23 protein-coding genes and 1 other RNA gene are annotated in these 18,518 nt (G+C 38.3%); 11 read left to right on the top strand and 13 right to left on the bottom strand.

Features of this window, described 5'->3' with window-relative positions; all coding sequences use genetic code 11:
• Nucleotides 1-2 precede the first annotated feature (2 nt).
• The 3 genes from dnaQ to nudC all read left to right on the top strand — a co-directional run bounded on the left by dnaQ (nt 3) and on the right by nudC (nt 3,902).
• Nucleotides 3-1,382, top strand: coding sequence for a DNA polymerase III subunit epsilon (dnaQ, locus tag ABLB96_RS07925; RefSeq protein WP_348896471.1), 1,380 nt, complete (start codon nt 3-5; stop codon nt 1,380-1,382).
• Nucleotides 1,383-1,515: 133 nt separating this feature from the next.
• Nucleotides 1,516-3,159, top strand: coding sequence for a chemotaxis protein (locus ABLB96_RS07920; protein ID WP_348896472.1), 1,644 nt, complete (start codon nt 1,516-1,518; stop codon nt 3,157-3,159).
• Nucleotides 3,159-3,902 carry an NAD(+) diphosphatase gene (gene nudC, locus ABLB96_RS07915; RefSeq protein ID WP_348896473.1) on the top strand — a complete coding sequence of 248 codons (744 nt, stop codon included), beginning with the start codon at nt 3,159-3,161 and terminating at the stop codon, nt 3,900-3,902. The genes ABLB96_RS07920 and nudC overlap by 1 nt, the downstream gene beginning before the upstream one ends.
• A 27-nt stretch (nt 3,903-3,929) precedes the next feature.
• Here nudC and ABLB96_RS07910 read toward each other — a convergent pair whose 3' ends face one another.
• From ABLB96_RS07910 to ABLB96_RS07900, 3 genes are all read right to left on the bottom strand, one after another.
• Entirely contained in the window at nt 3,930-4,793 is an 864-nt protein-coding gene (locus ABLB96_RS07910) for an alpha/beta hydrolase (RefSeq protein WP_348896474.1), read from the bottom strand.
• Nucleotides 4,794-4,796: 3 nt separating this feature from the next.
• Nucleotides 4,797-5,504: a BON domain-containing protein gene (locus ABLB96_RS07905; protein WP_348896475.1), complete on the bottom strand. Its 708-nt coding sequence runs from the start codon at nt 5,502-5,504 to the stop codon at nt 4,797-4,799.
• Nucleotides 5,505-5,584: 80 nt separating this feature from the next.
• Entirely contained in the window at nt 5,585-5,986 is a 402-nt protein-coding gene (locus ABLB96_RS07900; protein WP_348896492.1) for a YraN family protein, read from the bottom strand.
• A 194-nt stretch (nt 5,987-6,180) separates the two neighbouring features.
• Between ABLB96_RS07900 and rsmI the strand changes: the two genes are divergently transcribed.
• Together rsmI and ABLB96_RS07890 are read left to right on the top strand one after the other, a co-directional pair.
• Nucleotides 6,181-7,017: a 16S rRNA (cytidine(1402)-2'-O)-methyltransferase gene (rsmI, locus tag ABLB96_RS07895; RefSeq protein WP_348896476.1), complete on the top strand. Its 837-nt coding sequence runs from the start codon at nt 6,181-6,183 to the stop codon at nt 7,015-7,017.
• A gap of 95 nt (nt 7,018-7,112) precedes the next feature.
• Complete coding sequence (locus tag ABLB96_RS07890) at nt 7,113-7,499, top strand: hemin receptor (protein WP_348896477.1); 387 nt, start codon at nt 7,113-7,115, stop codon at nt 7,497-7,499.
• Between the two features lie 3 nt (nt 7,500-7,502).
• On the opposite strand, the gene ABLB96_RS07885 is transcribed toward ABLB96_RS07890, so the two are convergent.
• Nucleotides 7,503-8,393 carry a LysR family transcriptional regulator ArgP gene (locus ABLB96_RS07885; RefSeq protein ID WP_348896478.1) on the bottom strand — a complete coding sequence of 297 codons (891 nt, stop codon included), beginning with the start codon at nt 8,391-8,393 and terminating at the stop codon, nt 7,503-7,505.
• Between the two features lie 108 nt (nt 8,394-8,501).
• Between ABLB96_RS07885 and ABLB96_RS07880 the strand changes: the two genes are divergently transcribed.
• Complete coding sequence (locus ABLB96_RS07880; protein ID WP_348896479.1) at nt 8,502-9,104, top strand: LysE/ArgO family amino acid transporter; 603 nt, start codon at nt 8,502-8,504, stop codon at nt 9,102-9,104.
• A 62-nt stretch (nt 9,105-9,166) separates the two neighbouring features.
• On the opposite strand, the gene ABLB96_RS07875 is transcribed toward ABLB96_RS07880, so the two are convergent.
• Nucleotides 9,167-9,808, bottom strand: coding sequence for a cation diffusion facilitator family transporter (locus ABLB96_RS07875; protein WP_348896480.1), 642 nt, complete (start codon nt 9,806-9,808; stop codon nt 9,167-9,169).
• Nucleotides 9,809-9,873: 65 nt separating this feature from the next.
• Here ABLB96_RS07875 and ABLB96_RS07870 point away from each other — a divergent pair, with 65 nt between their 5' ends.
• A complete protein-coding gene (locus ABLB96_RS07870) occupies nt 9,874-10,275 on the top strand; it encodes a MerR family transcriptional regulator (RefSeq protein ID WP_348896481.1) in 402 nt (133 codons plus the stop codon).
• Nucleotides 10,276-10,329: 54 nt separating this feature from the next.
• Here the strand turns inward: ABLB96_RS07870 and ABLB96_RS07865 are convergent, their stop codons facing one another.
• The 5 genes from ABLB96_RS07865 to ABLB96_RS07845 form a co-directional block, all read right to left on the bottom strand.
• Nucleotides 10,330-10,581 carry a hypothetical protein gene (locus ABLB96_RS07865; protein ID WP_004703010.1) on the bottom strand — a complete coding sequence of 84 codons (252 nt, stop codon included), beginning with the start codon at nt 10,579-10,581 and terminating at the stop codon, nt 10,330-10,332.
• A gap of 209 nt (nt 10,582-10,790) precedes the next feature.
• Nucleotides 10,791-12,023, bottom strand: a complete 1,233-nt coding sequence (locus tag ABLB96_RS07860; RefSeq protein WP_348896482.1) for an FAD-dependent monooxygenase — start codon at nt 12,021-12,023, stop codon at nt 10,791-10,793.
• Entirely contained in the window at nt 12,020-13,228 is a 1,209-nt protein-coding gene (gene ubiH, locus ABLB96_RS07855) for a 2-octaprenyl-6-methoxyphenyl hydroxylase (protein ID WP_348896483.1), read from the bottom strand. The genes ABLB96_RS07860 and ubiH overlap by 4 nt, the downstream gene beginning before the upstream one ends.
• Before the next feature lie 31 nt (nt 13,229-13,259).
• A complete protein-coding gene (pepP, locus tag ABLB96_RS07850; RefSeq protein ID WP_348896484.1) occupies nt 13,260-14,582 on the bottom strand; it encodes a Xaa-Pro aminopeptidase in 1,323 nt (440 codons plus the stop codon).
• 67 nt (nt 14,583-14,649) lie between these two features.
• Nucleotides 14,650-15,282, bottom strand: coding sequence for a UPF0149 family protein (locus ABLB96_RS07845; protein ID WP_348896485.1), 633 nt, complete (start codon nt 15,280-15,282; stop codon nt 14,650-14,652).
• A gap of 64 nt (nt 15,283-15,346) precedes the next feature.
• Here ABLB96_RS07845 and ABLB96_RS07840 point away from each other — a divergent pair, with 64 nt between their 5' ends.
• The 3 genes from ABLB96_RS07840 (at nt 15,347) to ssrS (ending at nt 16,570) form a co-directional block, all read left to right on the top strand.
• The gene (locus ABLB96_RS07840; protein WP_348896486.1) at nt 15,347-15,907 is read left to right on the top strand and encodes a hypothetical protein; all 561 of its coding nucleotides are present in this window, start codon (nt 15,347-15,349) and stop codon (nt 15,905-15,907) included.
• Nucleotides 15,904-16,188 carry a cell division protein ZapA gene (locus tag ABLB96_RS07835; RefSeq protein WP_309454975.1) on the top strand — a complete coding sequence of 95 codons (285 nt, stop codon included), beginning with the start codon at nt 15,904-15,906 and terminating at the stop codon, nt 16,186-16,188. The genes ABLB96_RS07840 and ABLB96_RS07835 overlap by 4 nt, the downstream gene beginning before the upstream one ends.
• A 198-nt stretch (nt 16,189-16,386) precedes the next feature.
• A non-coding RNA gene (ssrS, locus tag ABLB96_RS07830) (6S RNA) lies at nt 16,387-16,570 on the top strand.
• Between the two features lie 134 nt (nt 16,571-16,704).
• On the opposite strand, the gene ABLB96_RS07825 is transcribed toward ssrS, so the two are convergent.
• The 3 genes from ABLB96_RS07825 to ABLB96_RS07815 all read right to left on the bottom strand — a co-directional run bounded on the left by ABLB96_RS07825 (nt 16,705) and on the right by ABLB96_RS07815 (nt 17,664).
• Nucleotides 16,705-17,025, bottom strand: coding sequence for a hypothetical protein (locus ABLB96_RS07825; protein WP_348896487.1), 321 nt, complete (start codon nt 17,023-17,025; stop codon nt 16,705-16,707).
• Nucleotides 17,026-17,104: 79 nt separating this feature from the next.
• On the bottom strand, nt 17,105-17,218 hold the full coding sequence (locus tag ABLB96_RS07820) for a hypothetical protein (RefSeq protein WP_309454973.1): 114 nt from the start codon (nt 17,216-17,218) through the stop codon (nt 17,105-17,107).
• Nucleotides 17,219-17,325: 107 nt separating this feature from the next.
• On the bottom strand, nt 17,326-17,664 hold the full coding sequence (locus ABLB96_RS07815) for a hypothetical protein (RefSeq protein ID WP_348896488.1): 339 nt from the start codon (nt 17,662-17,664) through the stop codon (nt 17,326-17,328).
• A gap of 239 nt (nt 17,665-17,903) precedes the next feature.
• Here ABLB96_RS07815 and ABLB96_RS07810 point away from each other — a divergent pair, with 239 nt between their 5' ends.
• Nucleotides 17,904-18,488 (top strand): 5-formyltetrahydrofolate cyclo-ligase, encoded by a 585-nt coding sequence (locus ABLB96_RS07810; protein WP_348896489.1) that lies wholly within the window; start codon nt 17,904-17,906, stop codon nt 18,486-18,488.
• The last annotated feature ends 30 nt before the right edge of the window (nt 18,489-18,518 follow it).

Genomic DNA, 18,518 nt, shown 5'->3' with positions numbered 1-18,518 from the left:
TTATGTCTCAAACAATCACACTGTATGTTGATGGTGCATGTCGTGGCAATCCCGGTTTAGGCGGTTGGGGTGCATATGTCATTACTGAACAGGGTGAACATAAATTATTTGGCGGCGAACCCGACACAACCAATAACCGTATGGAACTTACAGCGGCTATTGAAGGCGTTTCTTTTTGCCCACCCGATGCACAATTAATTGTCTGGACAGACTCAAATTATGTGAAACAAGGCATTACAGAATGGATTCATGGTTGGAAAAAGAAAAATTGGAAAGATGTTAAAAATCCTGACTTATGGCAAAAACTTGATGCTGTTTGCGCAGGTAGAAATATTGAGTGGAATTGGATTAAAGGCCACGCTGGACATACTGGCAATGAAATGGCAGACCAACTTGCAAACTTAGGTGCAGACAAAACTGCTCAAGAACTCAAGCAACCACAGTCTGTAGCTGTACCGCAAGATATAAAAAAGCCTGAACAGGACTGGTTGCTAGATGATCCGTTCGGATTTGATCTGGTTGAAACATCCGAAGATGAAGATATCGCTCTTGAGCAACCACAAGAAGTTGAGATGATAAGTGTGGACCAAGAAATGAATGAGGTTGAAGCTGTCGAGCAAGAAACAAAGCAGCAAACTAGCAATATTCATCCACAGATTGTTGTTACCGAAGCAAAGCTTAAGCTGCAAGGCCCTCGACAACTCATTCTCGATACGGAAACGACAGGTTTCTATTTCCAAGATGGCGACCGCATTATTGAAGTCGGCGCGATCGAAATGATTAACCGTAAGCTTACGGGCAGCTCAATTCACATTTATATTAACCCGCAAAAACCTGTGGGAGATTCAGAAAACATTCACGGTATCAGTGATGATTTCTTAAAAGACAAACCTCTGTATGCCGACATTGCAGATACTTTGTTTGAGTATCTAAAAGGCGCAGAAATTATCGCTCATAACGCAACCTTCGATATGAACTTCTTGGACATGGAGTTTAAGCGCGTTGGTTTGCCTGCTCTTTCAGAAGTTTGTGAAGTTACTGATACGTTAGCACTCGCAAAAAATAAACACCCTGGACAGAAAAACTCACTCGATGCCTTAGTGAGACGTTATGAGATTCCAGCACGTGACCGTACCTTCCATGGTGCGTTACTCGATGCTGAAATTCTTTCTGATGTTTACTTGGCAATGACAGGTGGTCAGGTTTCCTTTGATATGGATGCATTATCTCAAAGTGAAAAAGACCAGCAAAATACCAAAAGAACCCGTGTTCAAATTGATTTACCCATCATTTATCCTTCGGATGAAGAGTTAAACATACATGAGACTTGGGTCAAAGAATTTGAGAAAAAATATGGAGAACCTTGCCTTTTTGCAAAATAATTTTTTGATTCTCTAGTGTTTTTTTAGTTTCCCCTTTTGCAAGTTAAGTTATATTAGTTATATAGATTTTTAGCTCAAACTATTGAGCCATGACGAATATAACAATTGATTTTTTTTGCAAAGGGGAATTTTTATGTCTGGGCATAATTCGATTCAGTTTGATCCAACAGCTTTACTCATCATTAAAAATGAAATTGATAATTCAATAAAACTGGTGGAAGGCGCTGTAAGCACATTAATTGAAGAACAGACTCTCCCTTTTGGTATTGATGATGCATTAGAACAATTTAAGCAATGCACTCAAGTATTACGCCTTATTGATATTCCCTATTTAGCAAAGATCACTCAATATTCAGCTGAATTGATGCAAAAAATTATGGCGAAGCCAGAACACATCAATACCGATGACGTTGTTGCTTTAAGTGAAGGCACAACCATGGTGAAACGCTATATTGAGTTTATTTGTTTACGTGAAGTCGAAGTACCTCAGTTTCTTTTAGACACCCTAAATAATCTGGAAAAAGCTTTAAACAAACCTTTAACTTCATCAGGCCAACAGATTGCTTCAAACCTTACGACAAGCTCACTTGAGTTGCCACAACCCGAAATTCTGATTAATGAAAGAACTCAGTTTATCCATCAACTTTATAAATTATCTCTTTATCAGTTTTTAAATAAAGCTGAAACTGCCCGAGAGTTTCAGGCATTTAAGCTCATTGGAAGCTATTTAGTGAGTATGGCTCATGGTCAACCAAGCCAGCAGTATTGGCAATTGGTTAACGCTGCCTTTAATCATATTGATGAGCTTGTTTTAAATGATGCACGCTTGCGTGTATTCATTAACCTTGAAAATGCAATAAGCCTATTTTTAGCATCGCCTGAAAGTTTTGAAGCGGGTTTAAATGTATTAGCAGATATTTTGAGTATTGTAATTGGACAAGAAGATCACTTTGCTCAGCAGATTCGTAATCAACTCGATATTGGCAATGAGTTTCTTACCGACTCTCAACTCAAAACGTTAAGCAAGCATTTGTATGGTCCAGACTTTGATACTATGCAAACGGTAAGCCAATTAATATTAAGCGAAATGAACAAAATTCGTAATGATATTGAATATAACTACCAAAACATGTCCCCAGAAAAGGCCCAACAACTGCAAACGAATCTTATGCAGCTTGCTCACACCTTTAAACTACTTAACTTAAATGAAGCTGCTTTAGAACTTACTCAGCAAGCGAGTAGTTTAAGTCAGATGAATATATTGAGTAATGAAAATTACGCTCAGCAGCTCATGAAAAGCATTTTATCTGCCATGAACTCAATTGGTATTTTGGTACGTCATTATTCATCTAATCGTCTACAAATTCGTGTCAACAATACGCATATTTCTCTAGATCGTTTAGACGAAGCACATCAAACTTTATTAAATGAGACGAAAAATTTAACCGATTTTGTATGTCAAAGTTTGACACTGTATGCCAACGATCCAACACAAAATATTGAAGCAATTGCAGGCTCTTTAAAAGAATTAGCGGGTGCGGCTGAGTTTTTAGGAAGTACGGTTCAACAAAATGCTTTGCTTGAAACAGCAAAATTTGTACAGCAGCAAATTGATCTAAATCAGCCTTTTAATCATGATCAGATTCACTGTATTTTTAACGTGTTAGCTGGACTAGATATGTTAGTTGACAATTTAAAAAATAAACAGCCTGTTCTACAATCCATGTTTGATGTAGCATTGCTTAGTAGTCAACAACTTCAAAAAAAGGCAGCTTAATGTCTGAGTTATCACTTGCATATATTTTTCATCATCAACAGTTATTGGTTGACCAAAACCTTCAATTACCCAAAGTCGAAAAGTTAGCAAGTGATTTGCTTTTCAGTCATGATGAACAGGTCATTGCTCGTGACCTGTTAAATGAAGAGTCCATACCCGAAGGTTTACAGCTCGTTCCAATTCGACAACTTATTTCCAACTGGTCAAAAGAGCAATTTTTACAGGCGAGTCGTGCTGTTCAATTGCTCGAATGGCGACGTAACCACAAGTTTTGTAGCCACTGTGGACACCCAACCGAAGTACACCCGACTGAATATGCAATGGTGTGCCCTTCTTGTCGTTATCACCAATACCCTCGTGTAAACCCATGCATTATCACGATCATTACCAAAGGTGATAATGAAATTTTATTGGCGAAATCTATTCACAATAAAACCAATATGTATGGTTTGATCGCAGGATTTGTGGAAGTCGGTGAAACACTCGAAGAAGCTGTACAACGTGAAGCGTTAGAAGAAGTGGGTCTTAAACTCAAAAATATTCAATATATGTCAAGCCAGCCTTGGCCATTCCCAAGTAATTTAATGATTGCGTTTAGAGCTGAATATGAGTCAGGCGAAATTTCTTTGCAAGAAGATGAAATTGCCGATGCACAGTTCTTTAAATTTGATCAGCTTCCTGAAATTCCATTTAAAGGCAGTATTGCACACGCAATGATTACGCAGATTACTCAAGCGAAGTAATCTGCGCTTTTTAAAACTAGATGTTTTTTAGAATACTTCATCGAGAAAATGCAAAATAGTCCGTTTCGTTCTGAAGTAATGACTTACAAAGCTCGAGAGGCTCGCCAAAATTGTGATATGGCCTGTTTTAGGAATCACGGCAATATGACTGTGATTTCCACTTTGTCTTAGGGCTTGATCAAGATCAAAGGTATTTTCTTTTTTTACAAGCTGATCATTCTCAGCCATTAAAAGATAATGCTTAATATTGTTTTGATTTACAAAATAATATGGCATCACCTCCTGATAAGAAATGCTTTGATCAAAAGCATCTTCAGCAAGTGGATCACCATTATAATCAAAATGATAAGGACCTGCTAAACCAAAAATTGCTTTAATATTGCCTAAACATTGAATTGTATTTGGTGTTGGGTGATAAACAGCAGACATCACGTTAAACGCTCCTGCCGAATGTCCCATAAGTACAACATTCTCTGTCGATATTTCGAGCTTTTCTTGATTTTGGTGTAAATGATTTAACGCTTGGGTTAAGTCATCCACATAACTTGGAAAAATATTTTTTGGAGCAAGCTGATAGTTAATAACGGCAACGTCATAACCTTCTTTGGTAAATGCTTCACCAACAAATAAATAGTCCCGTTTATTACCGTGTTGCCATGCACCACCATGTACAAAAACAATGAGTGGTCGGTGTGGTAATTTTTTTGCAGAACGATAAATATCTAAACGATGGCGTGGCTTTAAGCCATAACGCACATTTAAAACCTGCTCAAAGCCGTCTTTTGGAGTAAAACGGTTTAAAGCAAAGCTCCCCAAATCATATAGACGGAACTCTTTGTAAAGAGTTCTCGCCTGTTCAATTTTGCTTTGTAATTGTTCAATCAGATTCATATTTTATTGTGCAGTAGACGCTGGCTCTGTTTGGTCCGGATCAATTGCAACAGGAGTTTGAACTGTTGGTTGAGCAAGAACGTTATTAATGACCGGAGTCGTTGTTGCGCTGGCAGTATTTGCTGCTGGAGCTGGTGCTAAATCAATATTATCAATAAGCGTCACGATTTTAGTCACGTTACCAACGTTTTGCAGCACATTATTTAAATCATTAATTTCAGCTGTGTTTAAGCGTCCCATCACATATAAAACACCATTTTCTGTATGCACCAATACTTTACTGTCTGATACAACAGGTGCTTTCATTAATAGAGCACGTGTATTTGCAGTTACACCCGCATCTTGCATGATGGTGTTATAGCTAACTTTGTTACCCACCGTAATATAGTTATGTACGGCTTTTACATCACTCATTGCTTTAACATTGTCTTCTGCCAATTGTTTCAAGTATGGATCTGGCACCTGACCTGTTAACAATACTGTGCTATGGAAGCTTTCGATGTTAATACGAGACTCTTTGAAACGCTGATCAAGCTTATAAAGATTAATATTCGCTGTACGCTTAATTGAAGAATCAATGAATACTTGACCTAAACTACGTACACCACTATCTGTTCCAACTGGAGCTGTACCTGTTCCACCAGAAATAAAACTTGCGCAACCTGACAAACTTGCGACACAAAGCGCCGTTACAGCAATACGTTTTAACACTCCACCAGACTCCTATCAATCTCTTCTTGGCTTGATCATAAAACATCAGTTTTTAACTTGGTCAAAAGAGTAATGAACTCTTAATCCAAAGTAAATGCATTTTCGATCCATTGCAGATCATAATGGAATTTAGAAAAGTCTTGCTGTACTGTTTTTGCAATTTTCTGTGGAAAATCAAAACAAATCACATCAAAACGACAATAAAAATCCTGATAAGATGGGTAGCGCTGTAAAAACCTCATCGCTGTTTTAATTATTTTTTTCTGTTTACTCACAGTGACCATTTCACAAGCTTGACCATAATTTCCCTGCCCTCGCGCTTTTACCTCAACAAAAATCAATTCGTTACCGCGTTTTACAATCAGGTCAACCTCGCCACGGCGTGAGTGATAATTACTGGCGACCCATTCATAATTTTGTTTTTTTAAAATATCCAATGCCGTTTGTTCAGCCCATTGGCCGAGTTGCTGTGCCACTAACATGATAATTGTTTTCCCCATTTAAAAAGTATGTCCGCTGCATTGCTTGTGCTATGCCTTTTTAATTTTTTGAATTGAGCAAATCCAAAGCAGATGACTTTTGAAAATAAAAAGCCCGCTGACATTGTTCACGCCAAAAACATAATTTCGGGTACACTAACCCATTAAAATTGTTTATCTGTACGGAGTAAGACCAAATGAGTGCTCAGTTATTTGTTGTAGCCACCCCAATCGGGCACTTAGATGATATGACTTTCCGTGCAATTGATATCTTAAAATCAGTTTCTATTGTTGCTGCCGAAGATACACGCCAGTCGGCTCAATTATTCAAGCACTATAATATATCTACCCCACTTACCGCATGCCATGACCACAACGAGAGTAATAAAATTGATCAGTTAGTTCAAAAGTTACTTGCTGGTGAAAATATTGCTTTGATCAGTGATGCTGGTACACCGCTTATTAGTGACCCCGGTTTTAAACTGGTTCGTGCCGCTCAAGAGCATGGTATTAGAGTCGTGCCTGTACCAGGTGCATGCGCTGCAATTGCTGCGTTAAGTGCTGTAGGCTTACCAAGTGACCGTTTTAGTTTTGAAGGTTTTTTACCATCTAAAGCCTCTCAACGTATTACGCAACTCGAAAAGCTAAAAAATGAAACTCAGACATTAATTTTTTATGAAGCCCCACACCGTATTTTAGAATGCGTAAAAAATATGGCTGAGGTATTTGGCGAAAATCGCCCTGTTGGTTTTGCACGTGAAATTACAAAAACGTTTGAAACCATCAAAAAAATGACCTTAAAAGATTTGGTTAGTTTTATTGAAAATGACCATAACCAAGAAAAAGGTGAAATTGTTCTTGTGATTGGCGGTGCACCGGAAAAAACGGATCTAGAACAAGAAAAATTAGACGAGCTTTTAAAGCGTTTACTTCAAGATTTATCGGTTAAAGCGGCATCTCAACTTGCGGCCGATTTAACGGGTATTAAGAAAAAAGTTGCTTATCAACGTGCGCTTGAGTTAACACAATCTTAATTTTTTAATTACGTGCGGTGATGACAAACAGAGTATCTCATCATCGTACATGAATTTTGCATAATAATATTAAATATAAAAACAAGAGTATTGATATGGCTGAACAGCTTGGCAAACTTGGGCCCCATGAAGGGCAAGAACTAGAATTATTACTTTCTGGTCATAAACCGATTGCTTTATTTTATGACTTATTACCTATTAAATTTCTAAAGCACCTTGAGCAAGGTACTTTAACTATGCTCAGTAAAGATATTGAAACTTCTCTTCCTATTCCTTTTTCAATTATGTTGATCTATAAAGATGCATCTTTAGCCGATTTAAATGAGCTTGTGATGTGTATTGAAAAATCACTAACAGAAACTCAATTTAAAGAGCGTTTAGGCTTAGACCGTAGGATCGGACAACTTTTAGGTTACTCACCACAAGATATAGAGTTTTATATTCAGCATATTTCAAATTTTTATTCAGACAGAAATATCTAAACGTTATCTCAGTACATGTTTTGCTGCTTGGACAATAGTCTCGGTCAGTGCATCAAGTTGTTTCGACTGTCTTTTCCAATGGTGCCAATACAAAGGGACATCAAGTTGAGCCTCGGGCATAATCTCAATGAGTGTTCCATTTTCGAGTAATGGCTGAACTTGAAGCTCTGGCACCATACCGTAACCTAAACCTAATTGAATTGCTTTAACGAAAGCATCTGTTGCCGGAATAAAACTGTAAGGATAACTTTGCATCGGTAAACCATAGCCCTTCAATAAGACTTCCGAATGCATTAAATCTTTATGATTAAAGATCACTGCTGGAGTTTTTCTTAGAGTTTCTCGGTTAATTCCCCCACTAAACCAGTGGTTCACAAACTCGGCCGATGCCAGCATTTTATAGCGCATTTTACCCAGAGGCTGGGCTAAACAACCTGCCATCACTTGCTCTTCTGCCGATATACATGCATTGACTTGCCCTGTTTCTAGCAAAGTATGCGTATGAGATTGATCATCAATTTTTAGCTCTAATACTATTTTTTCTTTAAACAAGGTTTGCTGAATGCTGGGTAAAAGCCAAGTGGCTAATGAATCGGCATTTGAGGCCAAAGCAATTTTATAAAATTCTGACTCAGATGATTTACCCATTAAGCCTTGTAATAAATTTTGCTCCATTAATCTTGTATGACGCAAATGTTGCAGTAAGATTTGCCCTGCTTGCGTCAGCACGCTTGGGCGACCACGTATAATTAAAATCTGCCCTAAATATTTTTCTAATGCCTGTACACGTAATGATACAGCAGAGGGCGTTATACATAAATGCTCTCCTGCTGCATCGAAGCTTCCAACCTCTGCAACAGCCAGAAAAGCTTCACATTGCCTACTATCTAACATATACAAACCTAAATATTTTTTAGCCAAACCTAAATATTCTTAATTTTACTTATTTCTCAATAAAAAGTCAGATAATTCCCGCATCTGATTATTTTCTACTTGATGGTTATGCTTTCTCTCAGTGTATTTTTTAAAGGTTTGGGTATTGGTAGTGGCCTAATTGTAGCGATTGGTGCTCAAAATGCTTTTGTTCTAAAACAAGGGCTTAAACAGCAATATGTATTCTGGCTATGTTTAATCTGTGCATTGTCCGACTCGATTTTAATTGCCTGTGGTGTATTAGGTTTTGCTGAAATTATGACAGCATCACCCATCTTAATTACAGTCGCTAAATATTTAGGAGCAACTTTCTTATTCGTCTACGGCGCAAAAGCATTCTATGCAGCATTTAAAACGAATCAAGGCATGGAGCTTGAGGGCAGCCAAAAACAGACTTTAACCCAAGCACTCGTGACCTGTCTTGCCTTTACTTGGCTAAATCCGCATGTGTATTTGGACACCATTGTGTTGATGGGTTCTGTTGCAACCCAATTAGAAGACAAACTTAGTTTTGCATTGGGCAGTATTCTTGCTTCTTGGCTTTTCTTTTTCAGTTTGGGTTACGGCGCAAGATTATTAAAACCATTATTTACCAATCCTAAAGCTTGGAAAATTTTAGATTTTCTCATTGGTTGCGTGATGTGGAGTATTGCAATTTCGCTTCTCATCTAATGCATTCAAACAGTAAAAAGTACCATGTTTACATGGTACTTTTTTTATTTATGCAATCAAAATCAAGCTTCTGAACCCAATATCATCTTAGACTGTTTTCTTTCTTGTAATGATTGCTTAATCACAGCATAGCCCGAAGATACACCTAAGTATGCGATCACAAAGGCTACCAATAAATCTGGAAATACGGTGCCTGTTCCAAACACCCCTACAGCAGCAAAAATAACTGCAATGTTGGCAATAGAGTCATTTCGACTGCATAACCAAACCGAACGCATATTGGCATCACCATCTCTAAATGCATAAAGCATTAAAGCGACTGAAACGTTAGCAATTAAGGCGATTACTCCAATTGCCCCCATAACCATAGGTTCAGGTGAAACGCCATGAAAAAATGACCACACTACTTTTGCAATCACGAAGAATCCAAAAGATGCCATTGTGATCCCCTTAACAAGTGCTGCCGTTGCTCGCCAATAAAGACTCATCGAAAGCACAACTAAAGACAAAGCATAATTTGCTGCATCGCCGGCAAAGTCTAGTGCATCTGCCCATAGTGAAACAGATTGGGCTTTGTAACCTCCCACAATTTCAACCACAAACATCAGTGCATTAATGACAAGTGCAATCCATAACGCTTTTCTAAAGCGTGGACTTACTTTCTTTGTAGGAGAACATGTTGAAGCGCATCCACATCCAGCCATTTTATTTCCTCAAAAACTCTTTTATAGTGATTAAAAACCCTTGAGTAGCTCCAGAGTCAAGTCTTATGAATCTTTCTATTGGCCAATTATCAAAAAAAGCGGATGTCCCGATCGATACTATTCGTTATTACGAAAAAGTAGGCGTACTAGACCGTATTCAGCGCTCAGAAAATAACTATCGTATTTACACAGACCAGACACTCGCCGATCTTTTATTTATTAAGCATTGCCGTGAATTAGATATTTCTCTTAATGACATTAAAACGCTAAAAGAAATGAAAGCTCAGCCCAAACAGGCGTGTACGGAAATTGATAATTTGGTGAATAAATATTTGATTGAAGTATCTGAAAAAATTGAACGACTTTTGCTGTTAAAAGAAACTCTCATCGATTTAAAACAGCACTGCTCTACTGACCGTACAGTAGACGAATGCGGCATTTTAAAAGAATTGCAAAACAACCTTTAACTCAGCCTACAGCAGGCCATAAAAAAGCATCACTCATGTGATGCTTTTTTAATATTAATGATCGCTATGTTCATCTGGTGGAACTTCAGTAATTCTCCCGCCACGAGCTAAAAACGCGGCAACTTCATCTTCCAATGCTTGGCGCTGTTTTTGTTTCGCAGTTACGGTAAGCGTTTCTGCTTCTGCAAGATCAGCATCAGTTAAGTTGCCTGCTTCTTCATCAGCTGCACCACTTTCAGCCGCTTTGGCTTCGTCTTCATCTACAGCAGAATCTTCTGCATCTTCATAATCATTGATATCTGTCATATTTACACTCCCCACAATGATTTGTATTGCATCATCGCTATGGCTTTTGAGACCTCAGAAATTTAGCAATCTCTTTGCATTTAGCAAAGAGCCAAATTGGTCAAATCCGTATCTTTTCTGACCGAATTGGTAATGATATATAAATGATTGTTTAAAAAATATCTACTGATATTTATTTCGACCAGTAGAGCATAAACTTCGTAATTATTTTAACGACTATACTGGGTGTTTTGTAAAGCCCCTAAACCATTCGCTTGTTGCATAAAACGCTCTTTTAAGAACGAAATTTGTTCAACCTGCTTGCGCCCCACATTTCGGGCCCAAACAAATGGAAATAGCTCACTACTTTCTACCCAGCCAATTGCCGACATACTATGCATCATCGCATCGTTTTGTCCCTTACGGCGATGTTCATAACGCATTAATGTTTGTTCATGTGCCCAGACACCGCGGCCTAAATCATGCAGCAATGTATCACAGAGTACTGCTGCATCTAAACAACCAATATTCACCCCTTGCCCAGCTAGTGGATGAATAACATGTGCTGCATCCCCTATGAGGGCTAAACCAGCTTTAACATATTGTTTTGCAGCGCGAGCCTTAAGTGGGAATTGTGCTCTTGAACGAACATCGAGCACTTCACCCAACATATGTTGGCTTTCACGAGTTAAAAGCTGCATAAACTCATGATCGGTTAAAGCGGAATATTCATCGGCATAATCGTCTGGTAGCGTCCAGACAATAGACTGCCAGTAGCCATTTTCACTTTCTTCAAGACTAGCCATCGGCAGATATGCCAAAGGTCCCGTAGGTAAGAAAATTTGACGAGCAACATAGTGATGAGGCTTAGAAGTCTTAATTGCACAGCTAATGGCTGCTTGTTTGTAATCCAGTACATCTAAATCAATAAAAGCTTGCTCACGTACAAATGAATTTGCACCATCTGCACCAATAAGCAATTTAGTTTTAAGTGTTGTGCCGTCAGCCAGTTGAATATGCCAGCATCCTACACCTTGCTCAATACGGGTAACGCGAACTTGAGTACGATAGTCTGTTAACTGCTCAAGCATTTTTTGCTGAATGGCCACATTCAATACGCTCGGCTCAACCATAGAGCCCAAGGCTTGTTCAGGCATTGGTCTTTTTACAGACTCATGACCAAAATTAATTTCTCCATAGCCATTCATATTCCACACCTGCATGCCGGTATAAGGCATTTGGCGTGCAAGATCATCCCAAACATTAACCGTTTTAAGTAAATGAATCGTCGCTTGGCTCAGTGCTAAAACACGTGGGTTCATCACGCTTAATGTTTTTTCAACATCAAGTACAGGAGCAGCATCCAGCACTGTAGGCTGTATACCACCTTGTGCAAGTAATAAAGCCGTTAAGCCACCGACCAGTCCACCACCAACAATAACGACATCTAACACTTCACTCATGCTTTTAGCCCCATTGCATAGTTCGCTACCAGTGGCTTAACACCCGGAATCACATCAAATGCAATTAATCCCGTATTACGGATCAATTTTAATAATGGATTTTGGTTACTAAAACCCCGAACGACAGTATCGCAGAACTTAATCACGCGCTGCTGGTCTGACAAACGTGCCTGTTCATAGGCAAGTAAATTATCTGGGTTACCAATGTCATCAGATGCGCTTAACTGATTCACTAAATAACGTACCAAAACATCAGCGTCACGTAGACATAAGTTAAATCCTTGTCCTGCAACTGGATGGATTGTATGCGCTGCGTTCCCCATTAAAATAACGCGGCCAACAGCTTGTTTATGTGCCAGCACTTGTGAAAGCGGATAGCTAAAACGTTTACCCGTTTTTTCAAATTTACCCGCTCTATCGCCATAAGTTTGTTGTAGAGCATCTAAAAAGTGTTGGTCATTTTCTTCACCCAGCCACTCACCCTCCGTCCCTTTTTTAACAGGCCATACCACTGAGCGACGGTATTCACCCGGTAAAGGTAATAAAGCTAAAGGCCCTAATGCGCTAAAACGCTCAAAGCCCACCTGCTCATGCGGTTTTGAGGTCTGAACAGTCGTAACGATGGCAACCTGATCATAGTCATGAACATCGACACCCACACCAATTGCTTGACGACAAAAAGAATCACGCCCATCTGCTGCAATTAATAATTTTGTCTCAAGCTTTAAGACTTCATCGCCACGCTCAGCTTCAATATGTACCTGTTCAGCATCTTGAGTTAAAGCAGTAACCTGTACACCATCAATCAGCTCAATCAAAGGCTGCTGACGTACTTGAGTTAATAAAACTCGCCCAAGCCAAGCGTTTTCAATCACCTGCCCAAAGCTTTCAACTTTCTCTTGCTCAGCAATTAAACGTGCTTTGCCAAAACTACCTTGTTCAGTAATGTGAACTTGTAAAATTGGGGTTGCATGTTGTTGTAACGCATCCCATAACCCTAGCTTCTGATAAATCTGTACGCTACGGCGTGATAAAGCCGTATTACGTGCATCAAAACTGGAATGGTAAGGAGCAACATTCTGATCATCATAGTTTGGGTATTTCACAGCTTCTAATAACTTTACTGCGATATTAGCTTTCGCCAGCATCAGGGAAAGGCTCAAACCCACCATACCCCCACCTACAATAATCACTTGTTGTTGCATAGAGTTTTGCTCCTTAGGCGAATACGTTTAATTATGCTTTAGCTTGCGCCATTAAATATTCAATATCTGCAATATCTTTAACTACGTCGGCAGTTAAAATTCGTGGGCCTTTTGATGTTGCGACCACGTCATCTTCAATACGAATACCAATACCACGCCATTTTTGATCTACAGTTTCATCGTCTGGCGCAATATATAAGCCTGGTTCAACGGTAACGACCATGCCCTCTTCATACTGGCGCCAGTCGTCATCTTTTTTATAAGAACCGACATCATGTACATCCATACCTAACCAGTGGCCTGTACCATGCATATAAAACTGACGATATGCTTCATTTTCAATCAGCTCACTCACATTACCTTTGAGCAAACCTAAATCAACTAAGCCTTCAGTTAAAATTTTAACTGCAACCTCATGAGGCTCACGATACGAATTACCAATACGTACCGCATTAATCGCCGCATATTGAGATGCCAATACCACTTCATACAATGCTTTTTGTTCAGCACTAAACTTCCCATTTACCGGAAAAGTACGGGTAATGTCCGATGCATAAAATTCATATTCACATGCGGCATCAATTAAAACCAAATCGCCGTCTTTAAGAGCTTGGTTATTTTCAACATAGTGTAAAATGCAAGCGTTAGCGCCACCACCGACAATACTGTTGTAAGAAGGTACGCAACCATTTTGCCCAAATACATAATTGAGCTCGGCTTCAAGTGCATATTCCATCATGCCGGGGCGAACAGTTTGCATTGCACGAGTATGTGCCTTAGCACTAATTGTTGAGGCAATCTGCATTAGCTCGATTTCTTGCGGTGACTTGATTAAACGCATTTCATCGACAATGCGGTCAAGTTGAACCAACTGAGCTGGAGCAGCTTCATGACGATGCTCAGCATTCGCTTTTTTAATCCACTGGCTCACACGCGCATCAAATGTTGCATTGTGCCCAATTCGATAATAAAGACGTTCTTTGTTTAATAGTTTTTCAATAATTTCTTCATCAAGTAGATCAATAGCATAGGCTTCATCTGCTTCATACTCTTCAATTGCGCCATCGATTCCCGCACGATAACCATTCCAGATTTCCATCTCACGATTACGTTCACGGCAAAAAAGACTATAGCTATAGTCATTAACGTCATCAAAAGTTTCAATGACAGCCACTGCCTCAGGCTCCGCAAAACCCGTCAAATAGAAAAAACTACTATCGGCACGGAATTTATAATCCGCATCGCGATTACGGTACATTTCCTCACGTGTTGCAATAATTGCAATACTGTTAGGACCCATTTTTTCTGCCAGACGGTCTCTGCGATGTTGAAAATCAGCTTGAGGCAATTTCATAATGATCTACTTGATTTAGAATTTTAAAGTCAAAAAATAAAATATAACCAATAACCCATCGCCTCAATTAACTTGGGCGATGTGGTGTAAACATTTCTACAATATTTTGATCTAGAGTGCTTACAGCAGAAGTTTTACTTTTTGCATAAAAGTTTTTCAATAATGAACTTTCAGCAACAGCTACTTTCGTTCTACCAATTGACAAGCTTACAGGGATTAAGCGTACAAATTCATAGAGTTCTTCGTAACTACTTTCGCCTTCTTCATCATTATCAGAGTCTTCAAACTCTACTGCTGCAACATCTTGTAAATGTTCAATCAGCTCACGTTCATCACCACGAACATGCCCCGATGCCAAACCAAAACCAAGTACAACACCAGCACACCAGTCCGATAATGCTTGTACACGATCTTGAAGTGTGTGCTCATCATCTGGAAGCATTGGTAAATAGTCCAATTCATCTTCCGATAATGCGTGTGAGACATCTTGCGCTTCATCAGTTAAGACGGCTAAAGCTTCTTCATTTAACTCTGGCACATTAAGAGTTGTTAAAATTTGTGTCCATTCTTCACGCGTTGGCGCTTCAGTCACACAAACAATACCTGTTAGTAAACCATGTAACTCACTAGGGCTTGAAATTTCTTCAATTCCTTCAAAATGAGCGTTCCATTCTGTCCAGCCTGAAATATCGTCTTGCATTCGTTTATCCAATCTCTATACTTCGTATATATTACCTTTGATTGCAATTCTGTGCGACCTCGTTATGTTAGAACAATTACAGCGGCTACAAGCGCATATTGGCGTTTTAAAAACACGCTTACATCATCTAGAGAGTGAAAATACGACTCTCTTGGAAGCTAAAGAACTGGCTGAAACAGAGCATCACGCACAAGTTGTGCAAAAAAATAGCATCATCACTAAAAAACAAGAGGAAATTGAGACATTAACTGAGCAACTTACTCAGTTACAAGGTCAATTTCAACAATTGAATCAAGATGCTAACACACTTGCTGAACGTTACAGTCGCCTAGAGAAAAGTACGACCGATTTAAAAAATCGTTTTCAGGAAATTTTGGCAGAACGTAATGAGCTACGCGTGACCAAAGAAAAACTTCAGTCACATCAGCGTCAAACTCAGCAAGAGTTACATGACTTACAGCAAGATCGTGATCGTTTGTTACAAAAAAATGAACTTGCCAAAGCCAAAGTTGAAGCCATTATTCAACGTTTAGCAATTTTAGGCACAGCTCAAGATCAACATGCACAAGAAATTCAGCAACTTGCCCATCCAATTGCTGAAGCTGGCGAGGAGACACAATCATGAGTGAACAAGTCATGGTAGAGCTTCGGCTGATTGAGCAGACCTTTAGGCTTGCTACTACTTCCGATAAAAGAGATGAGCTTGAACGTGCAGCAGAACTCCTTAACGAGAAGTTCAATGATATGCGCCGTAGTGCACCTCGCGTTGAGCACAATAAACTTGTGATTATGGTTGCTCTACAGCTCACTCAAGAAGTGTTAAGTTTAAATAAATCTTTGCAAGAATATACGCATTGTGAACGCCTGCTACAGGCTATTTTGGAAGATGTTGAACAAGCTGTTTAATAGATAGATAGCTATCAATACAAAAATGCCTTGCACTATCATTTATAGAAGCAAGGCATTTTTGTATTCAAACTATTTAGTGTACTTAAATATTGATTAATGTTCCTTGAGTGTACAAAGCTTCATCAAACGAAGAATAACTTTACAGTTCAATAAACTCAGATCATTGCCAAAGGAACCAGATCGGTTATACTTAAGCTAACTCTGGGATGTTCGCCAGCGGGTCTATTCCCCTGCCGATACTTAAACTTATGGATTGTGTTCTGTATATTTAGAGTGTATGCCTACCCTGTGTAGGAAACCCAGGAAGTATACGTCGCGTCCACCTTGAACTCATCGGGTTCAGGGTAACGACACATGCAGCGGCATCTTCGGAGTATTTATTTTTCTTAGATCACTATTAATATAATTTTTATTTTAAATTAAGATTTCAAGACAGATCTGTCAGTCTATTTCAAAGTTCATTTTTTCAAATTAATTAGATAAACTTAAAAATTAAATCTCTACTATTGTTAATTATTGCCCATTTCTATGTAGGCATTCTTCATACCACCCTGTCTGAAAATCTTCGATGGCTTTACGTTTAAAAAAACTTGTTTTGAATACCTTGGCTGCATAAGCCGAGTTAATTAAATCTTGATAAAGCTGTTGCGCTTTTTCATCGGTAAGACCATTGGCAATTTGTTGTAAGTCTTGAGCTGGTACTTTTTTTTGTCTTGCTTCCATTACGTTATAAGCAACTTTTTTCACGATATTGCAAATATCAGGATCGTTTACATCCTCGTTAGCAAAACAGCCCGTGGCTATAAAACTTAGCAATAATATTTTGAATTTCATATCCCTATCCTAATTTCTTATTAAACAGCTGCGCTAAACAAGGAAATAGTTAAAAGTTAACGTTTTCTTTTCAAAATCATCATGTAGGGTTGATTACATAAAAGTAAATCATTAGGACCACTAGCAAGATAGAAGCAAGTGTCAAATAAGTACTAACCGTATTAAAGCTCTGCAAAAATTTTAAGATTTGCATATCAAATCCTGAAAACGTCAAATAATTAACCCAGAGAAATTTAGCACAACTAAATAATGCCAATCAATTCACATTTATTAATTTATTTGAGAATTAATAAACAAATATCAATCACACTTTATCCCTAAATTCCCTTTATAGTAATCAGTGGCACTTTTTAAATCTGACAATAACTTTTCTTCTGTATACGGTTTTGGTGAAATTTTTATTAATGCCGGCATGTATTGTTTCTTGTACACATCAGGATAATCATGGCATAAAATTTTAACTTTAACCTCTTGAGGTGTGTTTGGATTGTCCAGTTGATCTAAGAACTCACTAATTTTTTGATCAGACTCTTCAAATTGAGTCTTATAGTCAACTTGAGCAGTCTCAGATTCGGCTTGTTTTGTACATCCAGCGAACAACGTAGTACATATCATCAAGGTTAAAATTTTTAAATTCATCTGCTTCACAGTTTCATATTCATCTTTAAATATACTTATCCTGATTAAAGATAAATAAATACTGTAAATAGGTAAAAAAATTATAAAACTTATGCAAATAGATTCTTCTCGGAACAAAATATAGTTACTTTACTAAGTAAGTTCGACTATTTTTTCAATAATGAGGATATTTCAGTGAAGTTATAGAAAAGTAGGTATAATTTTGCACGACTGATCTCAAATCTTTGTTAGATTTATCCATGAATGAACTAAGTTTTATTAGAAAAAATCTAAGATCTAAAAGACGTTCTTTAACTCAATTTGAGCAAAAAAAGGCTCAGCTTCGGGTATTACATGAGCTGAATCACCTTCCTATTTTTCATTCTTCAAAAAAAATCGGCTTATATTTACATGCATTTGGTGAGATCCATACTGATCTTCTTATCAAACTATGTTTTAAAAAGAACAAACACGTTTATTTACCAATGATTTGTTCAATGAACCAACGTTTAGTATGGGTAAAAATAAATAAGAACCAATATTTAACTCGACGGTTTTCTCACCATCCCTTAGGTATGAAAGAACCTATGGCAACGCGAGGAAAACATGTATCAGAGCTTGATTTACTGCTTATGCCACTTTTGGCCTGTGATCAATATGGGACACGTATTGGTATGGGGGGCGGATATTATGATCGTACTTTGGCAAGTGCTAAGCATAAGCCTTACCGTTTAGGATTGGCACATCAGTTTCAATTCATTGAACATACCTTAAAACGACAAAGCTGGGATCAACCCTTAGATGCTCTACTTACGCCTCAACACTTTTATTATTTTCAAAGATGATATTTATATAAAATATTAGAACTTAACAGT

Source organism: Acinetobacter sp. XH1741 (genome assembly GCF_041021895.1).
Taxonomy (GTDB): domain Bacteria; phylum Pseudomonadota; class Gammaproteobacteria; order Pseudomonadales; family Moraxellaceae; genus Acinetobacter.
Note: the sequence above shows the minus strand (reverse complement) of the source record. Positions and strands in the feature narration are given on the sequence as shown.